The sequence below is a fragment of the Janthinobacterium sp. GW823-FHT01H08 genome (assembly GCF_058797855.1).
Window position 1 is genome coordinate 3,214,465 of record NZ_CM179504.1, and the last position, 25,305, is coordinate 3,239,769.

21 protein-coding genes and 3 tRNA genes are annotated in these 25,305 nt (G+C 61.0%); 14 read left to right on the plus strand and 10 right to left on the minus strand.

All coding sequences use genetic code 11. The features are described 5' to 3' along the window. The first annotated feature begins 8 nt into the window (after window positions 1-8). Window positions 9-263, plus strand: a complete 255-nt coding sequence (locus tag AC3RCG_RS14305) for a MoaD/ThiS family protein (protein ID WP_492401547.1) — start codon at window positions 9-11, stop codon at window positions 261-263. A gap of 47 nt (window positions 264-310) precedes the next feature. Here the strand turns inward: AC3RCG_RS14305 and AC3RCG_RS14310 are convergent, their stop codons facing one another. Next, window positions 311-544: a hypothetical protein gene (locus AC3RCG_RS14310; RefSeq protein ID WP_070218662.1), complete on the minus strand. Its 234-nt coding sequence runs from the start codon at window positions 542-544 to the stop codon at window positions 311-313. Window positions 545-698: 154 nt separating this feature from the next. On the opposite strand from AC3RCG_RS14310, the gene AC3RCG_RS14315 reads away from it, so the two are divergent. After that, a complete protein-coding gene (locus AC3RCG_RS14315) occupies window positions 699-1,940 on the plus strand; it encodes a TIGR03862 family flavoprotein (RefSeq protein WP_492401546.1) in 1,242 nt (413 codons plus the stop codon). Between the two features lie 155 nt (window positions 1,941-2,095). Here the strand turns inward: AC3RCG_RS14315 and AC3RCG_RS14320 are convergent, their stop codons facing one another. The 6 genes from AC3RCG_RS14320 to hpnC form a co-directional block, all read right to left on the minus strand. Further along, window positions 2,096-2,902 carry a head GIN domain-containing protein gene (locus AC3RCG_RS14320; protein ID WP_070288222.1) on the minus strand — a complete coding sequence of 269 codons (807 nt, stop codon included), beginning with the start codon at window positions 2,900-2,902 and terminating at the stop codon, window positions 2,096-2,098. 10 nt (window positions 2,903-2,912) lie between these two features. Then, a complete protein-coding gene (locus tag AC3RCG_RS14325) occupies window positions 2,913-3,698 on the minus strand; it encodes a DUF1700 domain-containing protein (protein ID WP_492401544.1) in 786 nt (261 codons plus the stop codon). A gap of 28 nt (window positions 3,699-3,726) precedes the next feature. Continuing rightward, window positions 3,727-3,882: a hypothetical protein gene (locus tag AC3RCG_RS14330; protein ID WP_162995637.1), complete on the minus strand. Its 156-nt coding sequence runs from the start codon at window positions 3,880-3,882 to the stop codon at window positions 3,727-3,729. A 124-nt stretch (window positions 3,883-4,006) separates the two neighbouring features. Continuing rightward, window positions 4,007-5,392, minus strand: coding sequence for a hydroxysqualene dehydroxylase HpnE (gene hpnE, locus AC3RCG_RS14335; RefSeq protein WP_492490359.1), 1,386 nt, complete (start codon window positions 5,390-5,392; stop codon window positions 4,007-4,009). After that, window positions 5,385-6,218, minus strand: a complete 834-nt coding sequence (hpnD, locus tag AC3RCG_RS14340) for a presqualene diphosphate synthase HpnD (RefSeq protein ID WP_070311986.1) — start codon at window positions 6,216-6,218, stop codon at window positions 5,385-5,387. Before hpnD ends, hpnE begins: the two co-directional genes overlap by 8 nt. A gap of 46 nt (window positions 6,219-6,264) precedes the next feature. Further along, window positions 6,265-7,146: a squalene synthase HpnC gene (gene hpnC / locus AC3RCG_RS14345; RefSeq protein ID WP_070218668.1), complete on the minus strand. Its 882-nt coding sequence runs from the start codon at window positions 7,144-7,146 to the stop codon at window positions 6,265-6,267. A 291-nt stretch (window positions 7,147-7,437) separates the two neighbouring features. On the opposite strand from hpnC, the gene AC3RCG_RS14350 reads away from it, so the two are divergent. From AC3RCG_RS14350 to AC3RCG_RS14360, 3 genes are all read left to right on the plus strand, one after another. Beyond that, window positions 7,438-8,601 carry an efflux RND transporter periplasmic adaptor subunit gene (locus tag AC3RCG_RS14350; RefSeq protein WP_083287094.1) on the plus strand — a complete coding sequence of 388 codons (1,164 nt, stop codon included), beginning with the start codon at window positions 7,438-7,440 and terminating at the stop codon, window positions 8,599-8,601. Then, window positions 8,598-11,696 carry an efflux RND transporter permease subunit gene (locus AC3RCG_RS14355; RefSeq protein ID WP_070218669.1) on the plus strand — a complete coding sequence of 1,033 codons (3,099 nt, stop codon included), beginning with the start codon at window positions 8,598-8,600 and terminating at the stop codon, window positions 11,694-11,696. The genes AC3RCG_RS14350 and AC3RCG_RS14355 overlap by 4 nt, the downstream gene beginning before the upstream one ends. Before the next feature lie 185 nt (window positions 11,697-11,881). Next, window positions 11,882-11,964 (plus strand) — tRNA-Leu (locus AC3RCG_RS14360). A 74-nt stretch (window positions 11,965-12,038) separates the two neighbouring features. Here the strand turns inward: AC3RCG_RS14360 and AC3RCG_RS14365 are convergent. Further along, the gene (locus tag AC3RCG_RS14365) at window positions 12,039-13,610 is read right to left on the minus strand and encodes a hypothetical protein (RefSeq protein ID WP_492401543.1); all 1,572 of its coding nucleotides are present in this window, start codon (window positions 13,608-13,610) and stop codon (window positions 12,039-12,041) included. Beyond that, window positions 13,573-13,755, minus strand: coding sequence for a hypothetical protein (locus AC3RCG_RS14370; protein WP_070218671.1), 183 nt, complete (start codon window positions 13,753-13,755; stop codon window positions 13,573-13,575). The genes AC3RCG_RS14365 and AC3RCG_RS14370 overlap by 38 nt, the downstream gene beginning before the upstream one ends. A gap of 599 nt (window positions 13,756-14,354) precedes the next feature. Here AC3RCG_RS14370 and tig point away from each other — a divergent pair. The 8 genes from tig (at window position 14,355) to AC3RCG_RS14410 (ending at window position 23,660) form a co-directional block, all read left to right on the plus strand. After that, entirely contained in the window at window positions 14,355-15,695 is a 1,341-nt protein-coding gene (gene tig / locus AC3RCG_RS14375; protein WP_046685568.1) for a trigger factor, read from the plus strand. 85 nt (window positions 15,696-15,780) lie between these two features. Beyond that, window positions 15,781-16,398, plus strand: a complete 618-nt coding sequence (gene clpP, locus AC3RCG_RS14380) for an ATP-dependent Clp endopeptidase proteolytic subunit ClpP (RefSeq protein WP_369811567.1) — start codon at window positions 15,781-15,783, stop codon at window positions 16,396-16,398. A gap of 199 nt (window positions 16,399-16,597) precedes the next feature. Further along, complete coding sequence (gene clpX, locus AC3RCG_RS14385) at window positions 16,598-17,866, plus strand: ATP-dependent Clp protease ATP-binding subunit ClpX (protein WP_010398446.1); 1,269 nt, start codon at window positions 16,598-16,600, stop codon at window positions 17,864-17,866. 276 nt (window positions 17,867-18,142) lie between these two features. Continuing rightward, window positions 18,143-20,554: an endopeptidase La gene (lon, locus tag AC3RCG_RS14390; protein ID WP_034751007.1), complete on the plus strand. Its 2,412-nt coding sequence runs from the start codon at window positions 18,143-18,145 to the stop codon at window positions 20,552-20,554. 204 nt (window positions 20,555-20,758) lie between these two features. Continuing rightward, on the plus strand, window positions 20,759-21,031 hold the full coding sequence (locus AC3RCG_RS14395; RefSeq protein WP_010398442.1) for an HU family DNA-binding protein: 273 nt from the start codon (window positions 20,759-20,761) through the stop codon (window positions 21,029-21,031). A gap of 125 nt (window positions 21,032-21,156) precedes the next feature. Next, window positions 21,157-21,233, plus strand: a tRNA-Asp gene (locus AC3RCG_RS14400). A gap of 17 nt (window positions 21,234-21,250) precedes the next feature. Next, window positions 21,251-21,327: transfer RNA gene (locus AC3RCG_RS14405), tRNA-Asp, on the plus strand. A gap of 410 nt (window positions 21,328-21,737) precedes the next feature. After that, entirely contained in the window at window positions 21,738-23,660 is a 1,923-nt protein-coding gene (locus AC3RCG_RS14410) for a SurA N-terminal domain-containing protein (RefSeq protein ID WP_492401540.1), read from the plus strand. Window positions 23,661-23,827: 167 nt separating this feature from the next. Here the strand turns inward: AC3RCG_RS14410 and AC3RCG_RS14415 are convergent, their stop codons facing one another. Then, complete coding sequence (locus tag AC3RCG_RS14415; protein WP_492401539.1) at window positions 23,828-24,517, minus strand: arylesterase; 690 nt, start codon at window positions 24,515-24,517, stop codon at window positions 23,828-23,830. Between AC3RCG_RS14415 and AC3RCG_RS14420 the strand changes: the two genes are divergently transcribed. After that, window positions 24,516-25,277, plus strand: coding sequence for an ABC transporter ATP-binding protein (locus tag AC3RCG_RS14420; protein ID WP_373631156.1), 762 nt, complete (start codon window positions 24,516-24,518; stop codon window positions 25,275-25,277). The two genes, AC3RCG_RS14415 and AC3RCG_RS14420, sit on opposite strands and share 2 nt — an antisense overlap. Window positions 25,278-25,305: the final 28 nt, after the last annotated feature.

A 25,305-nucleotide genomic window follows, 5' to 3' on the forward strand; every position in this document is an offset into this window, starting at 1 on the left:
AAGTATCGATGAAGATCAATCTGCGATTTTTTGCCAGCGTGCGCGAACTGGTGGGCAAGGGTCACGAAGTGCTGGAAGTGGCCGGGCCGCTGACGGTGGGCGAGCTGAGAAACCTGCTGATCGCCCGGGGCGGCAACTGGGAGTACGCGCTGGCCCAAGGCCGCGCGCTGCGCACGGCGCACAAGCAGGTGATGTGCGATGCCGACACCGTGATCGGCGAAGGCGACGAGGTGGCGTTCTTCCCGCCCGTAACGGGCGGCTGATCCCGTTTCTCAAACAAGACGGCCACTTCATCGAAGTGGCCGTTTTTTCATGACGATCTGGTTTTCGGTTTGTCCCCGCTGCACGTGGCGCAGGCGACGGCCTTCCTGTAGCGCCAGTATTTCGAGCCGATGAAGATGGCCGACGCCACCAGCGACCAGGCCAGCGCGCTGAGGATGTCGGTCTGGCTGGTCGTGCCCTTGCTGTACTCGACCACCGTCAGGATGATGAATAAGATCGAGCTGGCCAGCAAATAACGGGAAATCCAGAATCCTGCGCCCATGTGTTTCTCCTCTTGTCGTCGCGTTGTCGCGTGAAGTCAAGCCGCCGGTCGCTGCGGCCTCTGCGCGCAGTATGCATCATTTTTTTGCATTCTTGCCATCTCCGGGCCTTATCTCGACTAAAATGCCGGGGTTTTCACCGTCTTTCAGCCTGCCATGACCGATTCCAGCCTTCCTCCCTTTCACATCGCCGTCATCGGCGGCGGCCCCGCCGGCCTGATGGCCGCCCAGGCGGCCAGCGACCAGGGGGCCAGGGTGGAGTTGTTCGACGCCATGCCGTCCGTCGGCCGCAAATTCCTGCTGGCGGGGCGCGGCGGCATGAACATCACGCACGCGGAAGGCTACCAGGCCTTCGTCTCCCGCTACGCCCGGCAGGCGCACCGCGTGAAACCGGCGCTGGACCAGTTCGGGCCGCAAAAGGTGCGCGACTGGGTGCACGGCCTGGGCGTCGAGACCTTTGTCGGCTCCTCGAACCGCGTCTTCCCCACGGACATGAAGGCGGCGCCCCTGCTGCGCGCCTGGCTGCACCGCCTGCGCGAAGCGGGCGTGCAATTTCACATGCGCCACCGCTGGACGGGCTGGCGCGACGGCCAGCTGGCCTTTGCCACGCCGGACGGCGAACGCCTGTGCGCCTTCGACGCCGTGATCCTCGCGCTGGGCGGCGGCAGCTGGGCGCGGCTTGGTTCGGACGGCGCCTGGGTGCCGCTGCTGCAAGGGCAGGGCGTGGCCGTGGAAGCGCTGGCGCCGGCCAATTGCGGCTTCGACGTGGACTGGAGCGAACATTTCAGCAGCCGCCATGCGGGCGAACCGCTGGCGACCGTGGCCATCACGGCGCATGACATCGACGGCTTGATCATCAAGCGCCAGGGGCAGTTCGTCATCACGGCGGGCGGCGTCGAAGGCAGCCTGATTTATGCGCTGTCGGCCGCGCTGCGCGAGCAGATCGCACGCGACGGCCACGCCACCATCTGGCTCGACCTGGCGCCCGACCACACGCATGAACGCGTGTTCGAGGAAGTGACGCGCCCGCGCGGCGCCCGTTCCATGTCCAGCCACCTGAATAGCCGGCTGGGCATCAAGGGCGTGAAATCGGGCTTGCTGCGCGAATGCCTGAGCGCGGCCGACTTTGCCGACGAGGCCAGGCTGGCGGCCGCCATCAAGCTGCTGCCTGTCACGCTCAAGCGTGCGCGCCCCATCGATGAAGCGATCAGCAGCGCCGGCGGCGTGGATTTCGAGGGCATCGACGGCAGCATGCTGCGCGCCATGCCAGGCGTCTTCGTGGCGGGGGAAATGCTGGACTGGGAAGCGCCGACGGGCGGCTACCTGCTGACGGCCTGCCTGGCGCAAGGCAAGGCGGCCGGCGAGCAGGCGGTCAGTTGGCTGGAAGGGAATTTTTGAAATTACAACAGCATTTGATCGTTAGCGCCACGACGCTGTTCACAATCGTAGCGAGCGGCCCCGAGTTGTGGCTGAGAAGCGCAGCTGTACTCTAGTACAGCGAGCATCGCCAGCCGCAAATCGCGCCGCGCAGTAGATTGTGAACTGCGTCATCATTAATGCCAGATGATGTCGCCTGACCCGCTTTTCTGGGTCTCGCGCTGGCGCGGGTTGCCGTGCACGTGGATGTCGCCGCTGCCGCGCAGGGTCAGGTTGGCGGCGTCGCGCACGAAGACGGTGCTCTGGCCCGAGCCTTGCAGACTGACGCTAGCCTTGTCGGCCGCCAGGTGTTCGGCATCGATGTCGCCTGAGCCGCTCAGGTCGGCACGCAGGAATTTCGTGTTGCCGCTGGCGGCGATGCGCCCGGAACCGACCATTTCCAGCACGACGCTGTCGCTGTTGCCGGCATTGATATCGAGATCGCCACTGCCGTTGACGGTCGCTTGCACCTGCTTGTAGCGGCCCGTGAAGCTGACGTCGCCTGAACCCATAAGTTCCAGGATGAAACTGTCGCCGGAAAATCCCGTGATCCTGCTGTCGCCATTGCCGTGCACTTCCAGTCGCACGAGGCTTGGCAGCACCAGTTCCACCTGCAGCGGCTGGCGATGGTGGAACAGCATGCCTTTCGGGCCGATATGCAGGGTCGTGCCGTCGGCCGTCGTGTCGACGTTTGACAGCAGGCGCTGTTCGCCGCTCACTTTCAGCGATGGCGTGGCGCCGCGGCGCAGCACCAGGTCGATGGGACCGGCCAGATCGATGCTGTTGATATTGGCGGAAATCGGGCGCGTGTCGCTGCGCACGGCGCGGCCGGCAGCGCTGCTGGGATTGCTGATCCCCTTGGCGCGCAGCGCCGCATACGACATGGCGATCAGGACCATGGCCAGCAAGAGCATGGACAGGCCGACTTTGAGCAAGCGTTTCATGGCAGCCTTTCTAGTGACCTTTGAGCAGGGAGACATTCATGGCGATATAGCGCTTGATACCGATCAAGGTATAGCGCGTGACCACCAGACTGAGCAGGAATATGGCGATGCCGCCGAGCAGCATGCCGACGCCGAAGACGGTTTGTGTGGTGCGCGCATCGCGGTCCATGTCGGTGGAGATGCGGATGCCGCCGCCGGCCAGCGCTTCGGCCCGCTCCATCATGCGCGACGAAGCGCCGGGCGCCTCCGCTTCAGCCGGTTCACGCTGCAAGGGGCCGGGCACATGGTCGATTTCGATGCCCTTGTCGCCGATGGTGATGCGCGTTTCGCGCCGTTCGTCGCCTTCGCCGCCGTCATGAATGAAGACGTGGCGCAGCGGCCCCTCGAGCACCAGTTCGTTGGCGCCGGACAAGCCGCTGGCCGTGATGGCGATGCCGGCCAGGTAAAAGCTCAGGCCGGCGGCATACAAGGTGGCCAGCAGCGCCGCGTACACGGCGGCGGGCACGACCATGAACAGGTTGAAGATGGCCAGGCCCACCAGCGAGACGAGCAGGCGCAGCAGGTTGACGGGAGTTTTCTTTTGCTCGAACGCCTGGCGGTGGGTGCTGCTGCGCAAGGTGAGGGCGATCTTTTTCGGGTCGCCCAGGTCGTCGGCGATTTCGTGCTCGCTGCGGCCGGCCGCCGCGCCTTCGATGAAGGTCTGTTCGTAATAATCGAGGGTCTTGGCCACCAGGTCCGGCGGCAAGCCTGCCAGCGCGCGCCGCAGTGCCTCGAGATAGTCTTGCTTGTTCATCATATTCTTCCTGTTACTCCGCTTCGCCGCCTCAGCCCACCGCCGGCAGCAGCATGCTTGCCTGGCTCAGCAGCAATGGCGTTTGTGGCACTTGCTGTCCGTGAATGACGATGACGGTGGCGAGCAGCACACAAGCGAGCAGCGCCACGGCTTTCAAGCTGTTTTTCAAGTGCAAGGTGGTGTGCATGGTATTTTCCGTGGCATGGCCGTTGTCGATGATCAGACTGTACCCAAGCGCACGCGAGCGCACCAGCACGGTGCGACAGAATGCAATTTCGCGGGGGCGAGCGACACCAGGGCGGGATGCACCGTCAAGTCTGTTTTGCCGCCTTGCCCGTGTTCGCCATCCTGGCCGCCGCCACGCCGCTGCGCACGGCCGCTTCGATGGTGGCCGGATAGTCCTGCGTCCGGTCGTCATTGGCCGTGTAGTCGCCGGCCAGCAGCAGGCCCGGCATGCCGCTGGCATTGCCGGGGCGCGCCAGGTCCGGCGTGCAGGCAAAGGTGGCGCGCTTTTCCGTGATCAGCTGGCTCCAGGCCGGTTGCGCCAGTTCCGGGCGCTGCAGCACTTGCGCCAGCTGCGCGGCGATCGCCTGCGCCAGCGGACCATGGCCTTGCTCGGCGGCAGGGCCGGACGCGCTGATGACGACGGCCAGCAAGCCCGCCTGATTCGCGTCGAGCTGGCCCCGGTCGAAGACGAACTGCCCCCAGTGCTGTTGCTCTGGCGCATCGACAAGCGCGTAAAATGGCAAGTCCAGGCGCACGCTGGCGTCGTACTGCAGGTAGCAGGTGCTGATGGCTTCCGGTGTGAAGGCCTGCATTTTGGTAATAACGTCATCGAGGCGCGCGTCCTGCACGCCTTGCAGCAGACTGGCCGCTTGCACGGATGAGGTGGCGACGATGACGCCGTCATAGTGTTCGCCATCATCGACGCCATCATCGAGTCGCCAGCGGCCATCGGGCAAGGCGTGCAAGGCGGCCACCTTGGCGCCCGTGCGCACCGCGCCGCCATGCTGTTCCACATAGCGGGCGGCCGCGTCGGGCAACAGGGTGGAGAGGTCCGCTTTCGGGATCAGCATGTCGGAGGCGCGGCGGCGCGATGCGCCCAGGCTGTCGCGCAGCACGTTGATGAAGACGCGGGCCGACGCGCGCTCGGGCGGCGTATTCAAGGCTGCCAGGCACAGCGGGTGCCACATCAGGCGGTTCAAGGTGTCCGTCTGGTCGAAGCGCTGCAGCAATTCGGTTACCGTACAATCGTTGTACAGCTGCCAGCCCATCCAGCGCATGGCGGTGGAAAAACGCATCAGGGACAGCTTGTCGGCGCGCTGCAGCCCCTTGGCGCGCAGCAAGGCCCATGCCAGGTGCAGCGGCGCAGGCAGGCGCGGCGCGAGAAAATCCATGCCTTTGGTGCCGGGCGGATAGCGCATCTGCAGGGGCAGGGTGAGGATCAGCTCGGCCGGGTCTTGCCCCGCCAGCTTGATCAGGCGCAAGGTTTCCGTGTACGCGCCCAGCAGGATGTGCTGGCCGTTGTCGAGCACCGTCTTTTCCCGTTCGACCCGGCGCGCACGCCCGCCCAAGGTGCGCGCCGCCTCGTAGACGGTCACGGCATGGCCGGCGCGCGCCAGTTCCATGGCCGCCGCACAGCCGGCCCAGCCGGCGCCGATGACGGCGTAGCGTTGCTTCACGCTACTGTCAGCCACGAACCCAGGTCTTCCAGGCCAGCCACAGTTTGCGGATCGGCGTGAGCGAGATGCGCTGGTTCAGCACGTGATAGCCGTCGCGCTCGACTTCGTTGAGCAGGGTGCGGTAGATGGCGGCCATGATCAGGCCCGGGCGCTGGGCGCGGCGGTCTTCCGCCGGCAGCAGGGCGAACGCTTCGTCGTAGGCTTTTTGCGCGCGCGCCACCTGGAAGCGCATGAGGTTTTCAAAGTTTTCGCTGTGGCGCGCGTTCAGCAAATCGGCCGCCGTCACATTGAATTGCTGCAATTCGCTGATCGGCAGGTAGATGCGACCCTTGCGCGCGTCTTCGCCCACGTCACGGATGATGTTGGTCAGCTGGAAGGCATGGCCCAGCTTTTCCGCGTACAGCAGGGTTTCCGGGCGGGTCGCGCCGAAGATGCTGGCCGACAAGATACCGACCACGCTGGCCACGTGCCAGCAATAGCGGCTCATGGCCTGGTAATCGAGGTAGCGGGTCTGGTTCAAGTCCATTTCCATGCCGTCAATGATGGCCTGCAAATGCTTTTCTTCCAGCTGATACATGTCCAGGTGCGGCTGCAGCGCGCGCATCACGGGATGTGTGGGGTTGCCCTCGTACATGGCCTTGACTTCCTTGCGCCACCAGACCAGCTTGGTGCGTGCCACGGCTTCGTCCGTGCATTCATCGACCGTATCGTCGACTTCGCGGCAGAAGGCGTACAGGGCCGTGATGGCCTTGCGGCGCTCGGCCGGCAGGAACAGGAAGCTGTAGTAGAAGCTGGAGCCGCTCTGGGCGGCCTTTTGTTGGCAGTATTCGTCGGGAGACATAGTCAAAAGAGCAAGGGTTGCAGATCGAAGCCGCTATTCTATCGTCTTACAGAGTGGGCGACGGGGGAAAAGCCGTTTTTACTTGTGTCTCTTGATGCAGGCTTTTGCGCGACATGCGCAGGGCGCGCCAGAAAATGATCAGCCAGTCGCGTTTCTCCAGCTTGGGACGGCGTCGGAACACGTCGTAATTGACGGCTTCGATGCATTCGAGAATGCGCAAGCCCCCTTGCACCACCAGGCGCAGTTCCCAGCCGATGCGTCCGCGCAAGCGCAGGGCCAGCGGCGCGCCGGACAGCATCAGCGCGCGCGCGCGGGCCACTTCGAAGCGCATCAGGGCACTCCACTTGCCGTGCGCCTCGGGCCGCTCGAAGGCGGCGGCGGAGACGGCAAAGCGGCTCAAGTCTTCCATCGGCAGATAGATGCGCTCTTTTTGCTGGTCGATGGCAACGTCTTGCAAGAAATTAATTAGTTGCAAAGCTGAACATATGGCATCGGAATCGCGTACATTCTGTTCATCGGCCGCACCGTACAGATGCAGCATCAGCAGCCCCACGGGGTTGGCGGAGCGGGCGCAGTAATCGAGCACGTCATCGTAGCTGGCGTAGCGCGTCGTTTCCACATCCTGCTTGAAGGCGGACAATAAATCGTGGAACGGCTTGAGCGGCAGCTGGAACTTGGCGATGACGGCGGCCAGGCGTTCGAACATGGCGGCGTTCTCGCCGGCATGGCCTTCCTGGCGGGCGATGCGGCCCAGCGCCTCTTCGTAGGCGTGTAGAAAGGCCAGGCGTTCGGCCGGTGTGGCGTCGCCTTCGTCGGCCAGGTCGTCGGCGCTGCGGGCGAAGGCATAGATGGCTTCGACGGCGGGCACCAGGCGGCGCGGCAGTAAAAATGATGCAACAGGAAAATTTTCGTAATGGTCTACAGGCATGAACACACTTCTCTAGTCTTGCGTTTGTCCGGCACTCCCGCAAACGCTGGAATGTGGTCGGACGTTGTACGTCTCAAGATTAATGACGCAAAAGTCACTAAAAACTTTTACGCACGATTATAATTAATAACCAGAAAGTCATTAGCGGAAAATCGTCCTCCGCTACGACCAAACTGATATTGTCACAAATTTAAGGATATCGCGTGCGAAAAAGTTTGGCTTGGCCCAAAGGACAGGCAAAAAGTTTCTCCGCATAAAAATATTGCAGCCCGCATAGTAAAGGAAAATACCTTGTTTGCCCTGAAAACCCTGCGCCGCGAGACCGGCGCATCCGCACTTCCTGCCTTGCGGCTGATTGCCGCCGCGGCCCTTTCGACTACCTTGGCGGCCTGTTCCAAGCCTGCCGTCAAAGTGGAAGACGTGCGTCCCGTCCGTGCCATCGTGTTGTCTAGTAGTAATGTTGACGTGAGTGCCGAGCTGTCGGGCGAAGTCGTGCCCCGCGTCGTATCGCAGCTGGGTTTCCGCGTGGGCGGCAAGATCGTCGCGCGCAAGGTCGACGTGGGCGCCAGCGTCAAGAAGGGGCAAGTGCTGATGCAACTCGATCCTGTCGACTTGCAGCTGTCGCAGGCGCAGGCCAAGGCTTCGCTGGTGAGCGCGGAAACGAACCGCGACCTGGCGCGCGCGGAATTGAAGCGCTACCAGGACTTGCGCGAGAAAAATTTCGTCAGCCAGGCCGTGCTCGATGGCAAGGACGCCACCTACAAGGCGGCGCAGGCAAACGTGGAAGCGGCGCAAGCCCTGTACCGGGGCCAGGCGAACCAGTCCGGCTATGCCAGCCTGCTGGCCGATGCGGACGGCGTCGTCACGCGCATCGATGCGGAAGTAGGGCAGGTGGTGGCGCCCGGTGCGCCCGTCGTGGTGGTGGCCAAGAGCGGCGAGAAGGAAGTGGTGATCGGCATTCCTGAAGACAAGGTAGAAACCTTGCGCAGTGTCAAGGATGTGGTCGTGCGTCTGTGGGCCGACCCGAAGCAGGCGCTGCCGGGCAAGATCCGCGAAGTGTCGCCCGTGGCCGATGCGGCCACGCGCACCTATACTGCCAAGGTGAGCATCCCGGACGCGCCGCAAGTGCGCCTGGGCATGACGGCCGTCGTGCAGTTCGCTTCCCAGACGGCCACGCCGCAGATCAAGGTGCCGCTGACGGCCCTGTTCAATGAAAAGTCGCAAAGCTCCGTCTGGGTGGTGGAAAACGGCGCCGTGAAGCTCGTGCCGGTGACGGTGGGCGGCGTGGCGGGCAATGAGTTGCTGCTGGCCTCGGGCGTGAAAGCGGGGCAGACGGTGGTCACGGCCGGCGTCAACCTGCTCAAGCCTGGCCAGAAAGTGACCATCCTCGGCGCCGAACTGGCCAGCAAGCCGGATGTCGCCGCTGCCGCCGTCAGCGTGGGTGCGGCCAAATGAAGGGCGGCTTCAATCTGTCGCGCTGGGCCCTCGAACACATCCCGCTGACGCGCTACCTGATGGCCGTGCTGCTGATCGGCGGCATGCTCAGCTACGCCAACCTGGGCCAGGATGAGGATCCGCCGTTCACCTTCCGCGCCATGGTACTGCAAGCGTACTGGCCCGGCGCCACGGCGCTGCAAATGGCCGAGCAGGTGACGGACAAGCTGGAAAAGAAACTGCAGGAAACGCCCTACATCGACGAGATCACCAGCTATTCAAAGCCGGGCGAAACCTTGATCCTGCTGGAGCTGCGCGAATCGGCGCCGCCCAAGGAAACGGCCGCCGCCTGGTACCAGGTGCGCAAGAAGATCGGCGACATCAAGGGCACCTTGCCGGCCGGCGTGGTGGGCCCGTTCTTCAACGACGAGTTCGGCGACACCTACGGCTCCATCTTCGCCCTGTCCGGCGACGGTTTTACCTATGCCGAAATGAAGGATTACGCGGACAAGGTGCGCCAGGAACTGCTGGCCGTGGGGCAGGTGTCGAAAGTGGAACTGTTCGGTGTGCAGGATGAAAAGATTAATATTATCTTTTCGCACAAGAAATTTGCCCAGCTGGGCATTCCTTTCGACGCCATCGTGCAGCAATTGTCCGAGCAAAACAGCATCAACGCCACGGGCGTGCTGGTGACGCCGACGGATAACCTGCAAGTGCGCGTGACGGGCGCCATGCTGACCGTCAAGGACCTGGAAAATCTGGAATTGCGCGCCAACGGCACCACCTTCCGCCTCGGCGACTTTGCCACGGTGAAACGTGAATTCGTCGATCCGCCCAAAGACAAGATGCGTTTCAATGGCAAGGAAGTGATCGGCCTGGGCGTATCGATGGAAAAGGGCGGCAACATCATCGACATGGGCAAGGCCCTGCAGGCAACCGTCACGCGCATGAAGGGCGAATTGCCGGTTGGCATAGAATTGCAGCGCGTGTCGAACCAGCCGGAAGCCGTGTCCGCTTCCGTGGGCGAGTTCGTGCATACCCTGATCGAAGCCATTCTGATCGTGCTGGCCGTCAGCTTTGTCGCGCTGGGCTTGCACACGAAGCCGCTGCGCATCGACGTGCGCCCGGGCCTGGTGGTGGCGCTGACCATTCCGCTGGTGCTGGCCGTCACCTTCCTGTTCATGCGCCTGCTCGACATCGACTTGCACAAGATCTCGCTGGGCGCCCTGATCATCGCGCTGGGCTTGCTGGTCGACGACGCCATCATCGCCGTCGAGATGATGGTGCGCAAGATGGAAGAGGGCATGTCCCGCTTCGATGCGGCCACGTTCGCCTATACGTCCACGGCCATGCCCATGCTGACGGGCACCCTGATCACGGTGGCGGGCTTCTTGCCCATCGGCCTGGCCAAGTCGGCCGCCGGTGAATACACGTTCTCTTTGTTCTCCGTCAATGCGCTGGCCCTGATCATCTCGTGGGTGGTGGCGGTCGTCTTCACGCCCTATATCGGCTACATCTTGCTGAAGGTGAAACCGCACGCGCATAACGACCATGAATTGTTCGACACGCCGAACTTCCGCCGTTTCCGCCGCGCCGTCACCTGGTGCGTGGAATGGCGCAAGACGACGATTGCCGCCACCCTGGCCATCTTTGCGCTGGGTATCTACGGCTTTAACTTTATCGAAAAGCAATTCTTCCCCGATTCCAGCCGTCCGGAGCTGATGGTGGAACTGTGGTCGCCCGAAGGCACGACGTTTGCTGCTAACGAGAAACAGGTGAAGAAATTCGAGGCCTTCGTGGGCAAGCTCGACGGCGTGGAAAGCGTCACCAGCTACGTGGGCACGGGTAGTCCCCGTTTCTACTTGCCGCTCGATCAGATCTTCCCGCAGACCAACGTGTCGCAAGTGGTGGTCTTGCCGAAGAGCCTGGCCGACCGCGAACGCTTGCGCCAGCAAATCGTCGACGTCTTCAAGAAAGATTTCCCGGAAGTGCGGGGCCGGGTGAAACTGTTGCCGAACGGGCCGCCGGTGCCGTATCCCGTGCAATTTCGCGTCATGGGGCCGGAGGTGGCCGGTGTGCGGGCCATTGCCGACCAGGTCAAGGACATCATGCGCGCCAATCCGAACACCCTGGGCGTGAACGATAACTGGAACGAATCGGTGAAAGTGCTGCGCCTGGACCTGGACCAGGACAAGATGCGCGCGCTGGGCGTTACCTCGAAAACGGTGATGCAGGCGGCCAATACAATTCTGTCGGGCACGGTCATCGGCCAGTTCCGCGAAGACAACAAGCTGATCGATATCCAGGTACGCCAGCCTTTGGCCGAACGGGCGACGATTTCCGTGCTGAATGACACGAATATCCCGACGGCGACGGGCAAGTCCGTGCCCATCTCGCAGCTGGCCCGCGCGCATTTTGTATGGGAACCGGGTGTGGTCTGGCGTGACAAGCGCGAATGGGCCATTACCGTGCAGTCCGACGTGATCGACGGCATCCAGGGCGCCACCGTGTCGACGCAACTGGCGCCGCAGCTCGATGCCTTGCGCGCCAAAATGCCGGCCGGTTACCGCATCGTCGTGAAAGGCGTGGCGGCCGACAGCGGCGAGGCGGAAGCGTCGATCTCGGCGAACTTGCCGCTGGCCATTTTCATCATCTTCACCTTGCTGATGCTGCAACTACACAGTTTCTCGCGTTCCTTGCTGGTCTTCCTGACGGGGCCGCTGGGCGTGGCGGGTGCCGCGTTTGCCTTGCTGGCGCTGGGCCGGCCACTTGGTTTCGTGGCCAACCTGGGCATCATCGCGCTGTTCGGCATGATCATCCGCAACTCGGTGATCCTTGTCGACCAGATCGAGCAAGACATCAATGACGGTTCGACGCCATGGGACGCCATCATCGACTCGGCCGTGCGCCGCTGCCGACCCATCGTGCTGACGGCCGCCGCCGCGGCGCTGGCCATGATCCCGCTGTCGCGTTCGGTCTTCTGGGGACCGATGGCGGTCGCCATCATGGGGGGATTGATCCTGGCAACGGCCTTGACCTTGCTGTTCCTGCCGGCCCTGTATGCGGCCTGGTTCCGGGTCAAGAAGCCGGAGCCTGCGACCGCAAAAGAGGGCTAGTAGGCAACGCCAAGGTGCAGTCATAAAAAAGGCGGCATTCCTCTGGGAAATCCAGTAGAATGCCGCCTTTGCTTTACCGAGGGCTTGCTCTATCAGTCCACGGTAGCCAGATCGCCCACGAGTTGTTAAAATCAGGGGCAGCAGCCTGTGGCAAGTAGCACAAAGTAGCACAAAGTAGTACAAATGCGGATGTGGTGGAATTGGTAGACACGCTGGTCTTAGAAGCCAGTGCTTCGGCTTGGGAGTTCGAGTCTCCCCATCCGCACCAATCCGGGTTGTTCCAGCCCGGAAGTGCAGCACCATCAAAATTTTCCCTGAACTTATTTCATCAGCCCAGTTTCATCAGCCCAGTGCGCCGAGTGCGCCCAGTTGCCGGCTCGACTGTTGCACCATCTGCGCAATCAGTGCCTGCGCCTGCGGGTAGCCGCTTCTTTCCATTAATTTATCATCTTCAGTCAGCGGCCAAAGTGCCTGCAAGACGCGCTGCCGTGCCTGCGGCCAGTTGTACTCCTGCGCATGGGTTGACTGCGGTGCTTCCTGATCCAGCAGGTACAGCGCCTCGCGCGTCATCGCCACCTCTTGCTGCGCTTGGGCGGCCAGCGTGTCGCTGCGGGGCGGCGGCTGCCGCGCGAGGAAAGTGTCGAGCTTGCGGCTCTGGCGTTCGTACAGGTCGAGCAGCAGGTGCAAGGTGGCGCCGCTGGGCCGCCGTTGCGTGTCGAGTGCGTCGAGCACGTGCAGCAGCCAATGCGTCATCTGGCGCCCGGCCAATCCCAGTTCCGGCCAGGTGGTGCTGTGCAATTGTTCGCCCAGGTAGCGGGCGCGGTCGATGGCGCGCCGGCTGCCGCTCATGTGCTGGCCGATGGGGCCGTACTGTGGCGCCAGCGCCGCTTCCTGGCGCTCGGCCAGCAGGCACAGCAACGCCAGGTGGACATATACATGAAAGGCGGCCAGGGTGCGATGGGCATCCCAGTAGTGATTGCCGTCATCATCGGGCGCGTTCCACAGCGAGCAGACCTTGGCGCCGTCGTCGCGCGCATAGTCGGGCGCCAGCAGGCTGTGGCCGTGGCGGAAGTCGTACAGTTTCTGGTGCAGCGACTCGTGCAGCAAGTGCTCGGCCAGCCACCAGGGGTTGCCGATCAGCTCCTGGTTCAGGAACACGCTGCCATTGACGCGAAATTGCGAGCTGGACGCCTTGCCGCGCCACGTGCCCAGCTTGGGAAACAGGGCGATCAACTGGACATGAGAAAGCGCGCTGGCCGTCAGGCGGGGCAGCAGGGTTTCCAGCAAGCCTAGCCCGCGGCGCAGCAGCGCCCGTTCCTGCGGCGTGGGCGTGGCCAGCGGTGCGCCGTAGTTATCGTCCATCACGGCAAGGAAAGCGCGCGCATACGGCGTGCCTTCCTGCCAGGCATGCCATATGTAGGTGTCACATTCGGTGTCCGCTTCTTCCATGGTGCGCCCCTCGTGCAAGCGTGCCACGGGCGGCAGATGGGCCACCAGCGGGCCGCCGGGCAGGCCCGCTTCCAGGTGCTCGCTGGCCGCCCGGAACAGTGCCGCGCATTGCGGCAGGGGCAGTCCGTACTCGTCACCCAAGTGCAGCTGGCGCATGGCGTGCTGGACGGCGCAGCGCAGCACCGTGTCGCCCAGTAACTGGCGTTGGCGCGCGGGCGGCGCCGTATCGAGCGCGCCGGCCAGCCGTTCGGCCTCGGGCAGGGTGCCGCCCAGCTTGTGCAGGCGCCGCCGGTAGGCGACGGCCAGCTGGTCGCGGATGTAGCCGCTGTCGCCAAAGGCGCGGTGGGTCACCAGCGCCGTTTCCACGGCGGCCAGCACGTCCGCATCCGGTGGAGCGGCTCGCAGGGTAGGCGCAGCCACTGCCGGGTCAGGCGACGGTAGGGTGGTCGTGGTCGTGGTGGCCATCGCCCTTCATGCGCAATTCCATTTCATCGACTTCCGTCTGGATTTTTTGCAGATCGTCGTCCGTGACGCCGTCGAGCAGGCGGCTGAGGACCATTTGCAGCTTGGCTTTGGCATTGCTGGAGTTGCTGGATGTGCTATCGCTCATGATGTTTTCTCCTTTAAATTCACTTGGAGAGGGGATGCGCGGCTTAGGTTTGCCTGAAAAATGGCCAAATTGAGGTAAATCAAAGGTTTTTTGGCCGAAATCTTCGCCAGGAGCGCATTTCTTTGTTTCGGACGGGGCGCCAGTTCGCATATACTAATGAACGAAGCAGGCTGGAAAGCCTGTCTCTGGCGAAATAAAGAATGCCGGGGCAAGAGTAAAGACAGGGCCATCCAGGCTGTAGCGATTCGTTCGCCGCCGCCGGTATCCTCTGTGGCGTGGCTGCAAAGCCAGCCACTTTCCCGAAGTCCTTTGTTATAATGCCACGCTTTACCGAATGATGGCCGGCCCTGCATTTACTGAGAAGCAGGGTTGGACGCTCGGAGCCCTGTCGCAGTACTGGAAGCGGCGGATTGTTTGGTGCCTGGTGCGGGTTTTTCCCTCCGCCGGGTAGACCAGGTCCATCGTCCTGTTTTCAGTGCTTTTACAGATGAATATGCGAGCGAGTGAAGCTGGACCCATGTCTTGCGCCAGTGATGGCGCAAGGGGTCGGGTCTTCTTTTCTCGCACCAACAGTGTTTATTTTTTGGACGATTTTTTACATGGCAACTGCAGTCGAAACCTTGGGCAAACTCGAACGTCGTATCACGATCTCCTTCCCGCTGACGGACGTCCGCACGGAAGTTGAGAAGCGCCTGAAAGTGCAAGCCCGTACGGCTAAGGCACCGGGCTTCCGTCCGGGCAAAGTGCCGTTGAAAATGGTCGCAGCACAATACGGCTACCAAATTGAATCCGAAGTGCTGAATGACAAAGTCGGCCGCGCGTTCAACGACGCCGCCAACGAAAACAATCTGCGCGTGGCCGGTTTCCCGAACATCGTGCCGAAAGAAGAAGCCGCCGAAGGCCAGCTGGCTTTCGACGCCACGTTCGAAGTGTATCCGGAAGTCGCCATCGGCGACCTGACGGCCGTTGAAATCGAAACCGTGCAAGCCGACGTGTCGGAAGCCGAAATCGACAAGACCATCGACATCCTGCGCAAGCAGCGCGTGCACTTCCACACCAAGGGCGAAGCTGGCGAACACGGCGACGGCGGTGAGGCTATCGCTGCCAACGGCGACCGCGTGACCGTTGACTTCGTCGGCTCGATCGACGGCGTTGAATTCCCAGGCGGCAAAGCTGAAGGCTACGCTTTCGTGCTGGGCGAAGGCCGCATGCTGCCGGAATTCGAAGCAGCGACCCTGGGCCTGAAAGTGGGCGAGTCGAAGACTTTCCCGTTGTCGTTCCCAGAGGACTACCACGGTAAAGACGTGGCCGGCAAAACCGCTTCGTTCACCATCACGCTGCAAAAGCTGGAATGGGCGCACCTGCCGGAAGTCGATGCCGAATTCGCCAAATCGCTGGGCGTTGCCGATGGCGACCTGGCCAAAATGCGCGAAGACATCAAAGTCAACCTGCAGCGCGAAGTCGCTGGCCGCGTAAAAGCACGCAACAAGGAAGCCGTCATGGACGCGCTGATCAAAGTTGCTGAGCTGGAAGTGCCAAAAACGCTGATCGCTCAGGATTCCGAGCGCCTGGCCGAAATGACCCGCCAGGACATGGCGCAGCGCGGCATGAACGTCAAGGACGTGCCTTTCCCAGCAGAACTGTTCGCGGAAAAAGCCGAGCGTCGCGTACGCCTGGGCCTGATCCTGTCGCAACTGGTGGGCGATAACAACCTGCAGGCTACGCCTGAGCAAGTCAAGGCGCAGATCGAAGACTTCGCCCAAAGCTACGAAGATCCACGCGAAGTGCTGAAGTACTACTACAGCGACCGTCGTCGTCTGGGTGAGATCGAAGCCCTTGTATTGGAAGAAAACGTCGTCACTTACGTGTTGGGCCTGTCGAAAGTCACGACGAAAGCAGTTGCTTTCGACGAACTGATGGGAAGCAACGCACAAGCGTAAACCAGTTGGTATCCGGATGCCGCTCCCGGCCGTCAGGCCGGGGCGGCGCCCTCTAACTGCTTCACAAGGAAATGAAATGACAGGTATGAACCGTAATCCGGCGCTGGACACAGAGATGCTCGGCCTGGTGCCGATGGTGGTGGAACAAAGCGGTCGCGGCGAGCGCTCGTATGATATTTACTCGCGCCTGCTGAAGGAACGCTTGATTTTCATGGTCGGCCCGGTCAATGACCAGATGGCCAACCTGGTTGTCGCCCAGCTGCTGTTCCTGGAAAGCGAAAATCCGGAAAAGGAAATCTCGCTCTACATCAACTCGCCAGGTGGTTCGGTCTCGGCCGGCATGGCCATCTACGACACCATGCAGTTCATCAAGCCGGACGTCTCGACCCTGTGCACGGGCATGGCTGCTTCGATGGGCGCTTTCCTGCTGGCCGCTGGCGCCAAGGGCAAGCGTTTCTCGCTGCCGAACTCGCGCATCATGATTCACCAGCCGTCCGGTGGTTCGCAAGGCATGGCGTCCGACATCGAGATCCAGGCGAAGGAAATCCTTTACCTGCGCACCCGCTTGAACGGCATCATGGCCGAGCGCACGGGCCAGACGATCGAACAGATCGCCAAGGACACCGACCGCGACCGTTTCATGTCCGCCGACGAGGCCGTTGAGTATGGTTTGATCGACAAAGTGTTGACCAGCCGCGCTTGATGAGCCCCTACCGGTATTGCTAAGCAAGTAAGTAAACGCCCGGGCGATCAAACGTTCGGGCGTTTCGCTTTTATTTCGGGTAGCATGGAGCTTGTGCACGTTGTTGACTTGCGCCATGGGTAGCTGCCTTTCCGGCAACTACCGCACTCCGGCTTGCGATTTTGCAATATTGTTAATGCAGTTCCAACCAAAATGCCTTATGTCAGACAAAAAATCCTCTAGCGGCGAAAAATTACTGTATTGCTCGTTCTGCGGCAAAAGCCAGCACGAGGTGAAGAAACTCATCGCCGGCCCGTCCGTGTTCATTTGCGACGAGTGCATCGACCTGTGCAACGACATCATCCGTGATGAAACGTCGAGCATCGAGACGGTGACCGGCACCAAATCCGACCTGCCGACGCCGCAAGAAATTGCCGCCTTGCTCGATCAGTACGTGATCGGCCAGCAGACTGCCAAGCGCATCCTGTCGGTGGCGGTGTACAACCATTACAAGCGCCTCAAGCACCTGGGCAAGAAAGACGACATCGAACTGGCCAAGAGCAACATCTTGCTGGTCGGTCCTACCGGCTCGGGCAAGACCCTGCTGGCACAGACCCTGGCGCGCATGCTCAACGTGCCGTTCGTGATCGCCGACGCCACCACCCTGACCGAAGCCGGTTACGTGGGCGAGGACGTGGAAAACATCATCCAGAAGCTGCTGCAAAGCTGCAACTATGACGTCGAGAAAGCCCAGCGCGGCATCGTCTACATCGATGAAATCGACAAGATTTCGCGCAAGTCCGACAATCCGTCCATCACGCGCGACGTGTCGGGCGAGGGCGTGCAGCAAGCCTTGTTGAAACTCATCGAAGGCACGATGGCTTCCGTGCCGCCACAAGGCGGCCGCAAGCATCCGAACCAGGATTTCGTGCAGATCGACACGACCAACATCATGTTCATCTGCGGCGGCGCCTTCGACGGCCTGTCGAAAGTGATCGCCAACCGCTCCGAAAAGAGCGGCATCGGCTTCTCGGCCACGGTGCGCAGCAAGTCGCAAAGCTCGGCCAGCGAACTGATGTTGCAAGCGGAACCGGAAGATCTGGTCAAGTTCGGCCTGATCCCGGAACTGGTCGGCCGTCTGCCCGTCATCGCCACCCTGGCGGAATTGACGGAAGAGGCGCTGATCCAGATCCTCGTCGAGCCGAAGAATGCGCTGATCAAGCAGTATTCGAAGCTGCTCGAGATGGAAGGCGCGGAACTGGAGATTCGTCCGGCCGCCCTGCATGCGATCGCCAAGAAGGCGCTGGCGCGCAAGACCGGTGCCCGTGGCCTGCGTTCCATCCTGGAACATGCTTTGCTGGACGTCATGTACGAACTGCCGAGCGAACAAAATGTGGTGAAGGTCGTCATCGACGAAAATACCATCACCAGTGGCGCCAAACCTTTGTTGATTTATCAAGAGACTGCCAAGGCCTCCGGAGAAAATTGATTACTGCCGAGACAAATGCATAAAAAGGATTTTGATTCCTTAATGCATGGCAGTACAATTTAAATCAATGAGTGCAGGCTTCAATCGGAAAGCCACTCGCGGCGCTTAGCTGCGCGTGGCTTTTTTACTGTGAAAACTGCATTTATTACCGTCATGCGGGTGTGTTTTGCGAAATAGACAGAAAAATGTTTGTTTCACAGAATTATTTATTCTCGCCGGTCTTGTGTTTTGGCAGCGAGCGCCAACATCGTAAACACGCTTTCTATAAGGTACGCCATGACAACTTCCAAATTAACTGAGCAAACTCAACTGCCGTTATTGCCGTTGCGGGATGTCGTCGTTTTCCCGCATATGGTGATACCGCTGTTCGTTGGCCGTCCAAAGTCGATCAAGGCGCTGGAAGCTGCGATGGAGCAGGGCAAGAGCATCATGCTTGCCGCTCAAAAAGCAGCCGCGAAGGACGAGCCGTCTCCTTCGGATATCTATGAAATTGGCTGTGTTGCCAATATTCTGCAAATGCTGAAGCTGCCCGATGGCACCGTCAAGGTGCTGGTCGAAGGCGCGCAGCGTGCCCGTATCAACCACATCAGCGATGCGCCGACGCACTTCATCGCCGACCTGACGCCGCTCGAGTCCGAGCCGGGCGACGAGTCGGAAGTCGAAGCCATGCGCCGCGCGATCGTGCAGCAGTTCGACCAGTACGTCAAACTGAACAAAAAGATCCCGCCCGAAATCCTGGCATCCTTGTCGGGCATCGACGATGCCGGCCGCCTGGCCGACACGGTGGCCGCGCATCTGCCCCTGAAACTGGAGCAAAAACAAGTCATCCTGGAAATTTTCAGCGTGGCCAAGCGCCTCGAGCACCTGCTGGGCCAGCTCGAAGGCGAGCTCGACATCCTGCAGGTGGAAAAACGCATCCGCGGCCGCGTCAAGCGCCAGATGGAAAAGTCGCAGCGCGAGTACTACCTGAACGAGCAAGTCAAGGCGATCCAGAAAGAACTGGGCGAGGGCGAAGATGGTGCCGACCTCGACGAGCTGGAGAAAAAAGTCGCTTCGGCCAAGATGCCGAAGGAAGCGCTCGACAAGGCCACCAACGAGTTGAAAAAACTCAAGCTGATGTCGCCGATGTCGGCCGAAGCCACCGTTGTGCGCAACTACATCGACACCCTCGTCAACTTGCCTTGGAAAAAGAAATCCAAGGTCAATAACGACTTGTCGAATGCGGAAAAAGTGCTCGAAGGCGACCACTACGGCCTCGACAAGGTCAAGGAACGCATCCTGGAGTACCTCGCGGTGCAACAGCGCGTTGACAAGCTCAAAGCGCCTATCCTGTGCTTCGTCGGTCCTCCGGGCGTGGGCAAGACCTCGCTGGGCCAGTCCATCGCCCGCGCGACGAACCGCAAGTTCGTGCGCATGGCCCTGGGCGGCGTGCGCGACGAAGCCGAGATCCGCGGCCACCGCCGCACTTATATCGGCTCGATGCCGGGCAAGATCCTGCAATCGCTGTCGAAAGTCGGCGTGCGCAATCCTTTGTTCCTGCTCGATGAAGTCGACAAGATGGGCGCCGATTTCCGTGGCGATCCTTCGTCGGCCCTGCTGGAAGTGTTAGACCCGGAACAGAACCACACGTTCTCCGACCATTACATCGAAGTCGATTTCGACCTCTCCGACGTGATGTTCGTGGCCACGTCGAACTCGTACAACATTCCGCCAGCCTTGCTTGACCGCATGGAAGTGATCCGTCTGTCCGGTTACACGGAAGATGAAAAGACCAGCATCGCGCAGCGTTACCTGCTGCCGAAGCAGATCAAGAACAATGGCTTGAAGGAAGAGGAAATCTCGGTGGCCGAGTCGGCCTTGCGCGACATCATCCGCTACTACACGCGGGAAGCCGGTGTGCGTTCGCTAGAGCGTGAAGTGTCGAAGATCTGCCGCAAGGTGGTCAAGATGCTGCTGCTGAAGAAATCCGACAAGAAAGTCATCGTCAACTCGAAGAACCTGGACAAGTTCCTCGGCGTGCGCCGCTATGATTTCGGTGTCGCAGAGAAAGAAAACCAGGTGGGCCAGGTGGTCGGTCTGGCATGGACGGAAGTGGGCGGCGATCTGCTGACCATCGAAGCCGTGTCGATGCCGGGCAAGGGCGGCATCATCCGCACGGGTACCCTGGGCGACGTCATGAAAGAGTCGATCGAGGCAGCCCGCACGGTGGTGCGCAGCCGGGCACAGCGCCTGGGCATCAAGGCGGACGTGTTCGAGAAGAGCGACATCCACATCCACGTGCCGGAAGGCGCGACACCGAAGGACGGTCCTTCGGCTGGCGCGGCCATGACGGTGGCGATGGTCTCGGTCTTCACGGGCATTCCCGTGCGCGCCGACGTGGCGATGACGGGCGAGATCACCTTGCGCGGCGAAGTGTTGCCGATCGGCGGCCTGAAGGAAAAGCTGCTGGCGGCCCATCGCGGCGGCATCAAGACGGTCCTGATTCCAGAGCAGAATGTGAAAGACCTGGCCGATATTCCGGACAACGTCAAGAACAAACTGGAGATCGTACCGGTGCGCTGGATCGACAAAGTGCTGGAAATCGCCCTCGAACGCATGCCTGAAGCGTTGGCGGACGTCGCTGCGGTGGAGGCTGTCACGGCCGCCGCGGCCAAGCCTGACGCGGCCGGCGAGGTAGTAAAACACTAACGTTTTACCCCTGTTTTCCCCAAACAAGCGCTTTTAGAGCGCTTGTTTTATATTGAAACGTGAATTGCGCCCCCAAAGCGCTTGACACATATACAGTGTGGCTTGTTTAATACGCCTGCACATTTTTTTCGCCGGACAGCTGTGGTGCCAAAAGTGCCGCAACGATACGGTAAACGTTTTATACCTTTGTAATTGGGGATGCTAGTGAACAAGACTGAATTGATCGACCACATTGCTGAAAAAGCTGACATTTCCAAAGCCGCCGCTGCGCGCGCACTCGACGCTGTTATCGGCGGCGTGACGGAAACTTTGAAAAACAACGACAGCGTAACGCTGGTTGGTTTTGGCACTTTCTCGGTCAGCGAACGCGCTGAACGTACCGGCCGCAATCCGCGTACCAAAGAAGCGATCACGATCGAAGCAGCAAAAGTTCCAAAATTTAAAGCTGGTAAAGCTTTGAAGGATGCTGTAAACTAACGGACTTCGGTGAGGTGACAATCACCGGAAACATTTGGCGGCGCCTTCGGGTGCCGCGATTTCAAGGTTGACGTTCTGCGAATTGCAGCCTTGAATGCAAATGCAAGCAGTACTGTGTATTTTTCGGAGTGGTAGTTCAGTTGGTTAGAATGCCGGCCTGTCACGTCGGAGGTCGCGGGTTCGAGTCCCGTCCGCTCCGCCAAAAAAATACGCTCTTAAGGAGTGGTAGTTCAGTTGGTTAGAATACCGGCCTGTCACGTCGGGGGTCGCGGGTTCGAGTCCCGTCCGCTCCGCCAGAATATAGAAGCCCGCGCTGCTGAATAAGTAGCGCGGGTTTTTCTTTTTCAGCGCCAGATTATCTCGGTGCGACGTCTTTTAGAATCCCTTCCTGCTGTTTTGAATAAAACGCACCTCGATTTAAATCCGCTTTATGCTACGCCCGGTTTAATGCCTGCCCTGGCGCCTTGCCGTTCAGGCGGCGCAAGGGCAGGGCGCGCGCCCTGATTTACCCTTGCTATAGCGCTATGGGCATTGTAGAATCAGGAGATAATGGCTTGGGCGTCAGAATCCTGCTTTAGTTCCAGCGCCAAGTTGTTGAATCTAAAGGGGAAGTGGACATCTGTCCCGTCCATTCCGCCGAAGAAATCAAGGCGAACGCATGTTCGCCTTTTTTTATAGTGATCCACTCATCCCGAATTGGCTGACCATGTTTGAATTTATTCGTACCCATCGACGCTTGATGCAGTTTCTTCTGATGCTGGTCATCGTCCCGTCTTTTGCACTGGTCGGTATCAGCGGCTACCAAAGCTTCGGCGATGGCGCGAACACCATCGCCAAGGTCGGCGACCAGGTCGTTACGCAGCAGCAATATGAAGAAGCGCAACGCCAGCAGATCGACCGCTACCGCCAGATGATGGGCGAGCAGTTCGACCAGAAAATGTTTGACACGCCGGAAGCCCGCAAGAGCATCCTCGACAACCTGATCGCCGAGCGCGCCGTGGCCGCCGAAGTGGGCCGTAGCCGCCTGGTCATCAGCGATGCCGTGCTGCAAAAGGAAGTGCTGGAAATCCCAGGCTTGACCTTGCCGGACGGTAAATTCGACCTGGAACGCTACAAGGCCATGCTGGCCGCCCAAGGCATGTCCCCACAGCAATACGATGCGCGCCGCCGCAGCGACCTGGCCCTGCAGCAACTGGCGGGCGCCGTGCAAGGCACGGCCTTCGCCCCGAACACCGTCTCCAAGCGCCTGTCCGACATCACCTCGGAAGAGCGTGAAGTGCAGGAACTGCTGTTGCCGATCGCCCAGTACGTGCCGGAAGTCAAAGTGACGGACGCCATGATCAAGGCCTTCTATGACAAGAACAGCAAGTTCTTCGAAATCCCGGAACAAGCCAAGATCGAATACGTCGTGCTCGACGACAGCGCTGCGGGCGAGCAAGTCGACGTCAGCGACGCCGACGTGACTGCCTACTACGCGAAGAACCAGAAAGCCTACACGACGCCAGAGGCGCGCCAGGCCAGCCACATCCTGGTCGCCGTCAAGAAAGATGCATCGGCCGCCGACAAGGCCGCCGCCAAGGCCAAGGCCGAAGCGATCCTGGCGGAAGTACGCAAGGCGCCTGCCAGCTTCGCCGCCGTGGCGAAAGCCAAGTCGGAAGATCCGGCATCCGCCGAACAGGGCGGCGATCTGGGCGTGATCGGCAAGGATGGCTTGCCGGCACCGTTGCTGAGCGCTGTAAGCAAGCTCAAGCAAGGCGAAATCAGCGACGTCGTCGCTTCCGATTTCGGCTACCACATCCTGACCGTCACCTCGCTCAAGCCGCAGCACGTGCGTGCGCTGGACGAAGTACGCGGCGAAATCACGGCCGACCTGCGCAAGCAATTTGCTGCCAAGAAATACTCGGAAATGGCGGAAACGTTCACCAACACGGTCTACGAGCAATCGGACAGCCTGAAACCGGTGGCCGACAAGCTGAAGCTGAAAGTGGAAACCGCCGCCAACCTGTCGCGCACGCCGTCGCCGGCACTGGGCAAGGCGCCGTTCAACAACGCCAAGTTCCTCACCGCCATCTTCTCGAACGATTCGCTGAAAGACAAGCGCAACACGGAAGCCGTGACCGTCGCGCCGAACGTGCTGATCGCCGGCCGCGTGGTGGAATTCAAGCCCGCTTCGAAGCGTCCGCTGGCCGAAGTCGAAGCGATGATCCGTCAGCGCGTGACCATGGAAGAAGCGGAAAAGTTGGCCAAGAAAGCGGGCGAGACCAAGCTGGCCGCCTTGAAAGCCTCGGGTGATGCGAGCGGTTTCGGCGCAGCGCAATGGGTGTCGCGCAGCAAGCTCGACGGCATCAACCGCGCCGCCATCGCGCAAGTCATGAAGGCGGACACGAGCAAGCTGCCAGCTTATGTGGGCGTGGACTTGCCAGCCCTGGGCTACGGCATCTACCGCATCGCCAAGGTGCAGCAGCCGGCGCAAGTGGATGCTGCGCGCCGCCAGCAAGAGAAAGACCAGATCAGCGGCATCCTGGCGCAACAGGAAATGTTCGACTACGTCGAATACCTGAAAGCCAAGGCCAAGGTGAAGATCGTCAAACCGGTCACCGCGCCAGCGGCCCCAGCGCCGGCACCGTAAGATTTAGTTTCCACGCATAAAAATAGCCGCTCTTGAGCGGCTATTTTTTTGTCTGTGAGTCGGGAACTTTATTTAACCCACCGGCGTAAGACTGGGGTCGGACCCTCAGGGGCCGACCCCGGCAGTTCGGCCTTTGGGGTGAAAATTGAGTGAGCTTATGAACCGGCTTACTTCGCCCCCAGCAACGGCGCCAGCCGCGGCCAGATATTTTTCAAAATGGTCGGGTGCGCCTGCGCATTCGGGTGCATGCGGTCGGCCTGGAACAGCTGCGGCTGGTCGGCGATGCCCTCGAACATGAAGGCCACGAGCGGCGCCTTCCATTCCTTGGCCAGCTTGCCGTACACGCCATAAAACTGCTCGCCGTAAGCGCGGCCATAGTTGGGCGGCATGCGCATGCCCACCAGCACCACCTGCGCGCCCGATTTTTTTGCCGCTTCGCCCATGGCGCGCAGATTCGCTTCGGCGGCCGCCACGGGCAAGCCGCGCAAGCCGTCGTTGGCGCCCAGTTCGATCAGCACGACATCGGGCTGGTGCTTGGCCAGCAGGCCGGGCAGGCGCGCGCGGCCGCCGCTGGTGGTCTCGCCGCTGATGCTGGCGTTGACGATGCGCGTGTCGTTCTTTTGCGCTTGCAGCCGCTGTTCCAGCAGCGCCACCCAGCCAGTACCGCGTGCCAGCCCATACTCGGCCGAGAGACTATCGCCGAGCACCAGCAGCGTTTTTGGTGCAGAATAGGCGTTCGTCATGCTCGATACCAGCAGCAGGGCTGCCGCAGGAAGCAGGGACAGCGTGCGCCGCCGCAGGCGGTTGCCGCCCTTGACACTTATTTGTTCACGAAATTTTTTAAGATAGATCAGCATGCCCGAATTCCCTAAAGCGACTTCCACCAGTTTTCTTCCGTCCGACGCGGCGGCCCAGCGGCCCGCCGCACTCAACAGTCAAAACAGCCAAAATGCCCGGCCGGCCATCGAAGTGGTCCAGCTGGCCAAGCGCGTACCTGATGCCGATGGTGAGCTGACCATCCTGCATCAAGTCGATTTTACCGTGCAAACGGCGGAGACGCTGGCCATCGTCGGCGCCTCCGGGTCCGGCAAGTCCACCTTGCTGGGCTTGCTGGCCGGGCTGGACACGCCCAGCGACGGCAAGGTCGTGCTCGACGGTACCGATATCTTCGCCCTCGACGAAGACGGCCGCGCCGGTTTCCGCAAGGAAAAGCTCGGTTTCGTGTTCCAGTCGTTTCAGCTGCTGGCCCACCTGACGGCGCTGGAAAACGTCATGCTGCCGCTGGAATTGCGGGGCGACCCCGATGCGAAGGAAAAGGCGCAAGCCATGCTGGGCAGAGTCAACCTGGGCAGCCGCCTGAAACACTATCCGAAATACCTGTCCGGCGGCGAGCAGCAGCGCGTGGCCCTGGCCCGCGCCTTTGTCACGGAGCCGCCGCTGCTGTTTGCCGATGAACCGACGGGCAGCCTGGACGCCGCCACCGGCGAGGCCGTGATCCAGCTGATGTTCGAGCTGAACCGCGAACGGGGTTCGACCTTGGTGCTCGTCACGCACGACAGTTCAATTGCGGCCCGTTGCGGCCGCACCATCACGATTGCGGCGGGCAGGTTGGTGTGATTGCTGGTGGTGATTGTCGGATTACGCG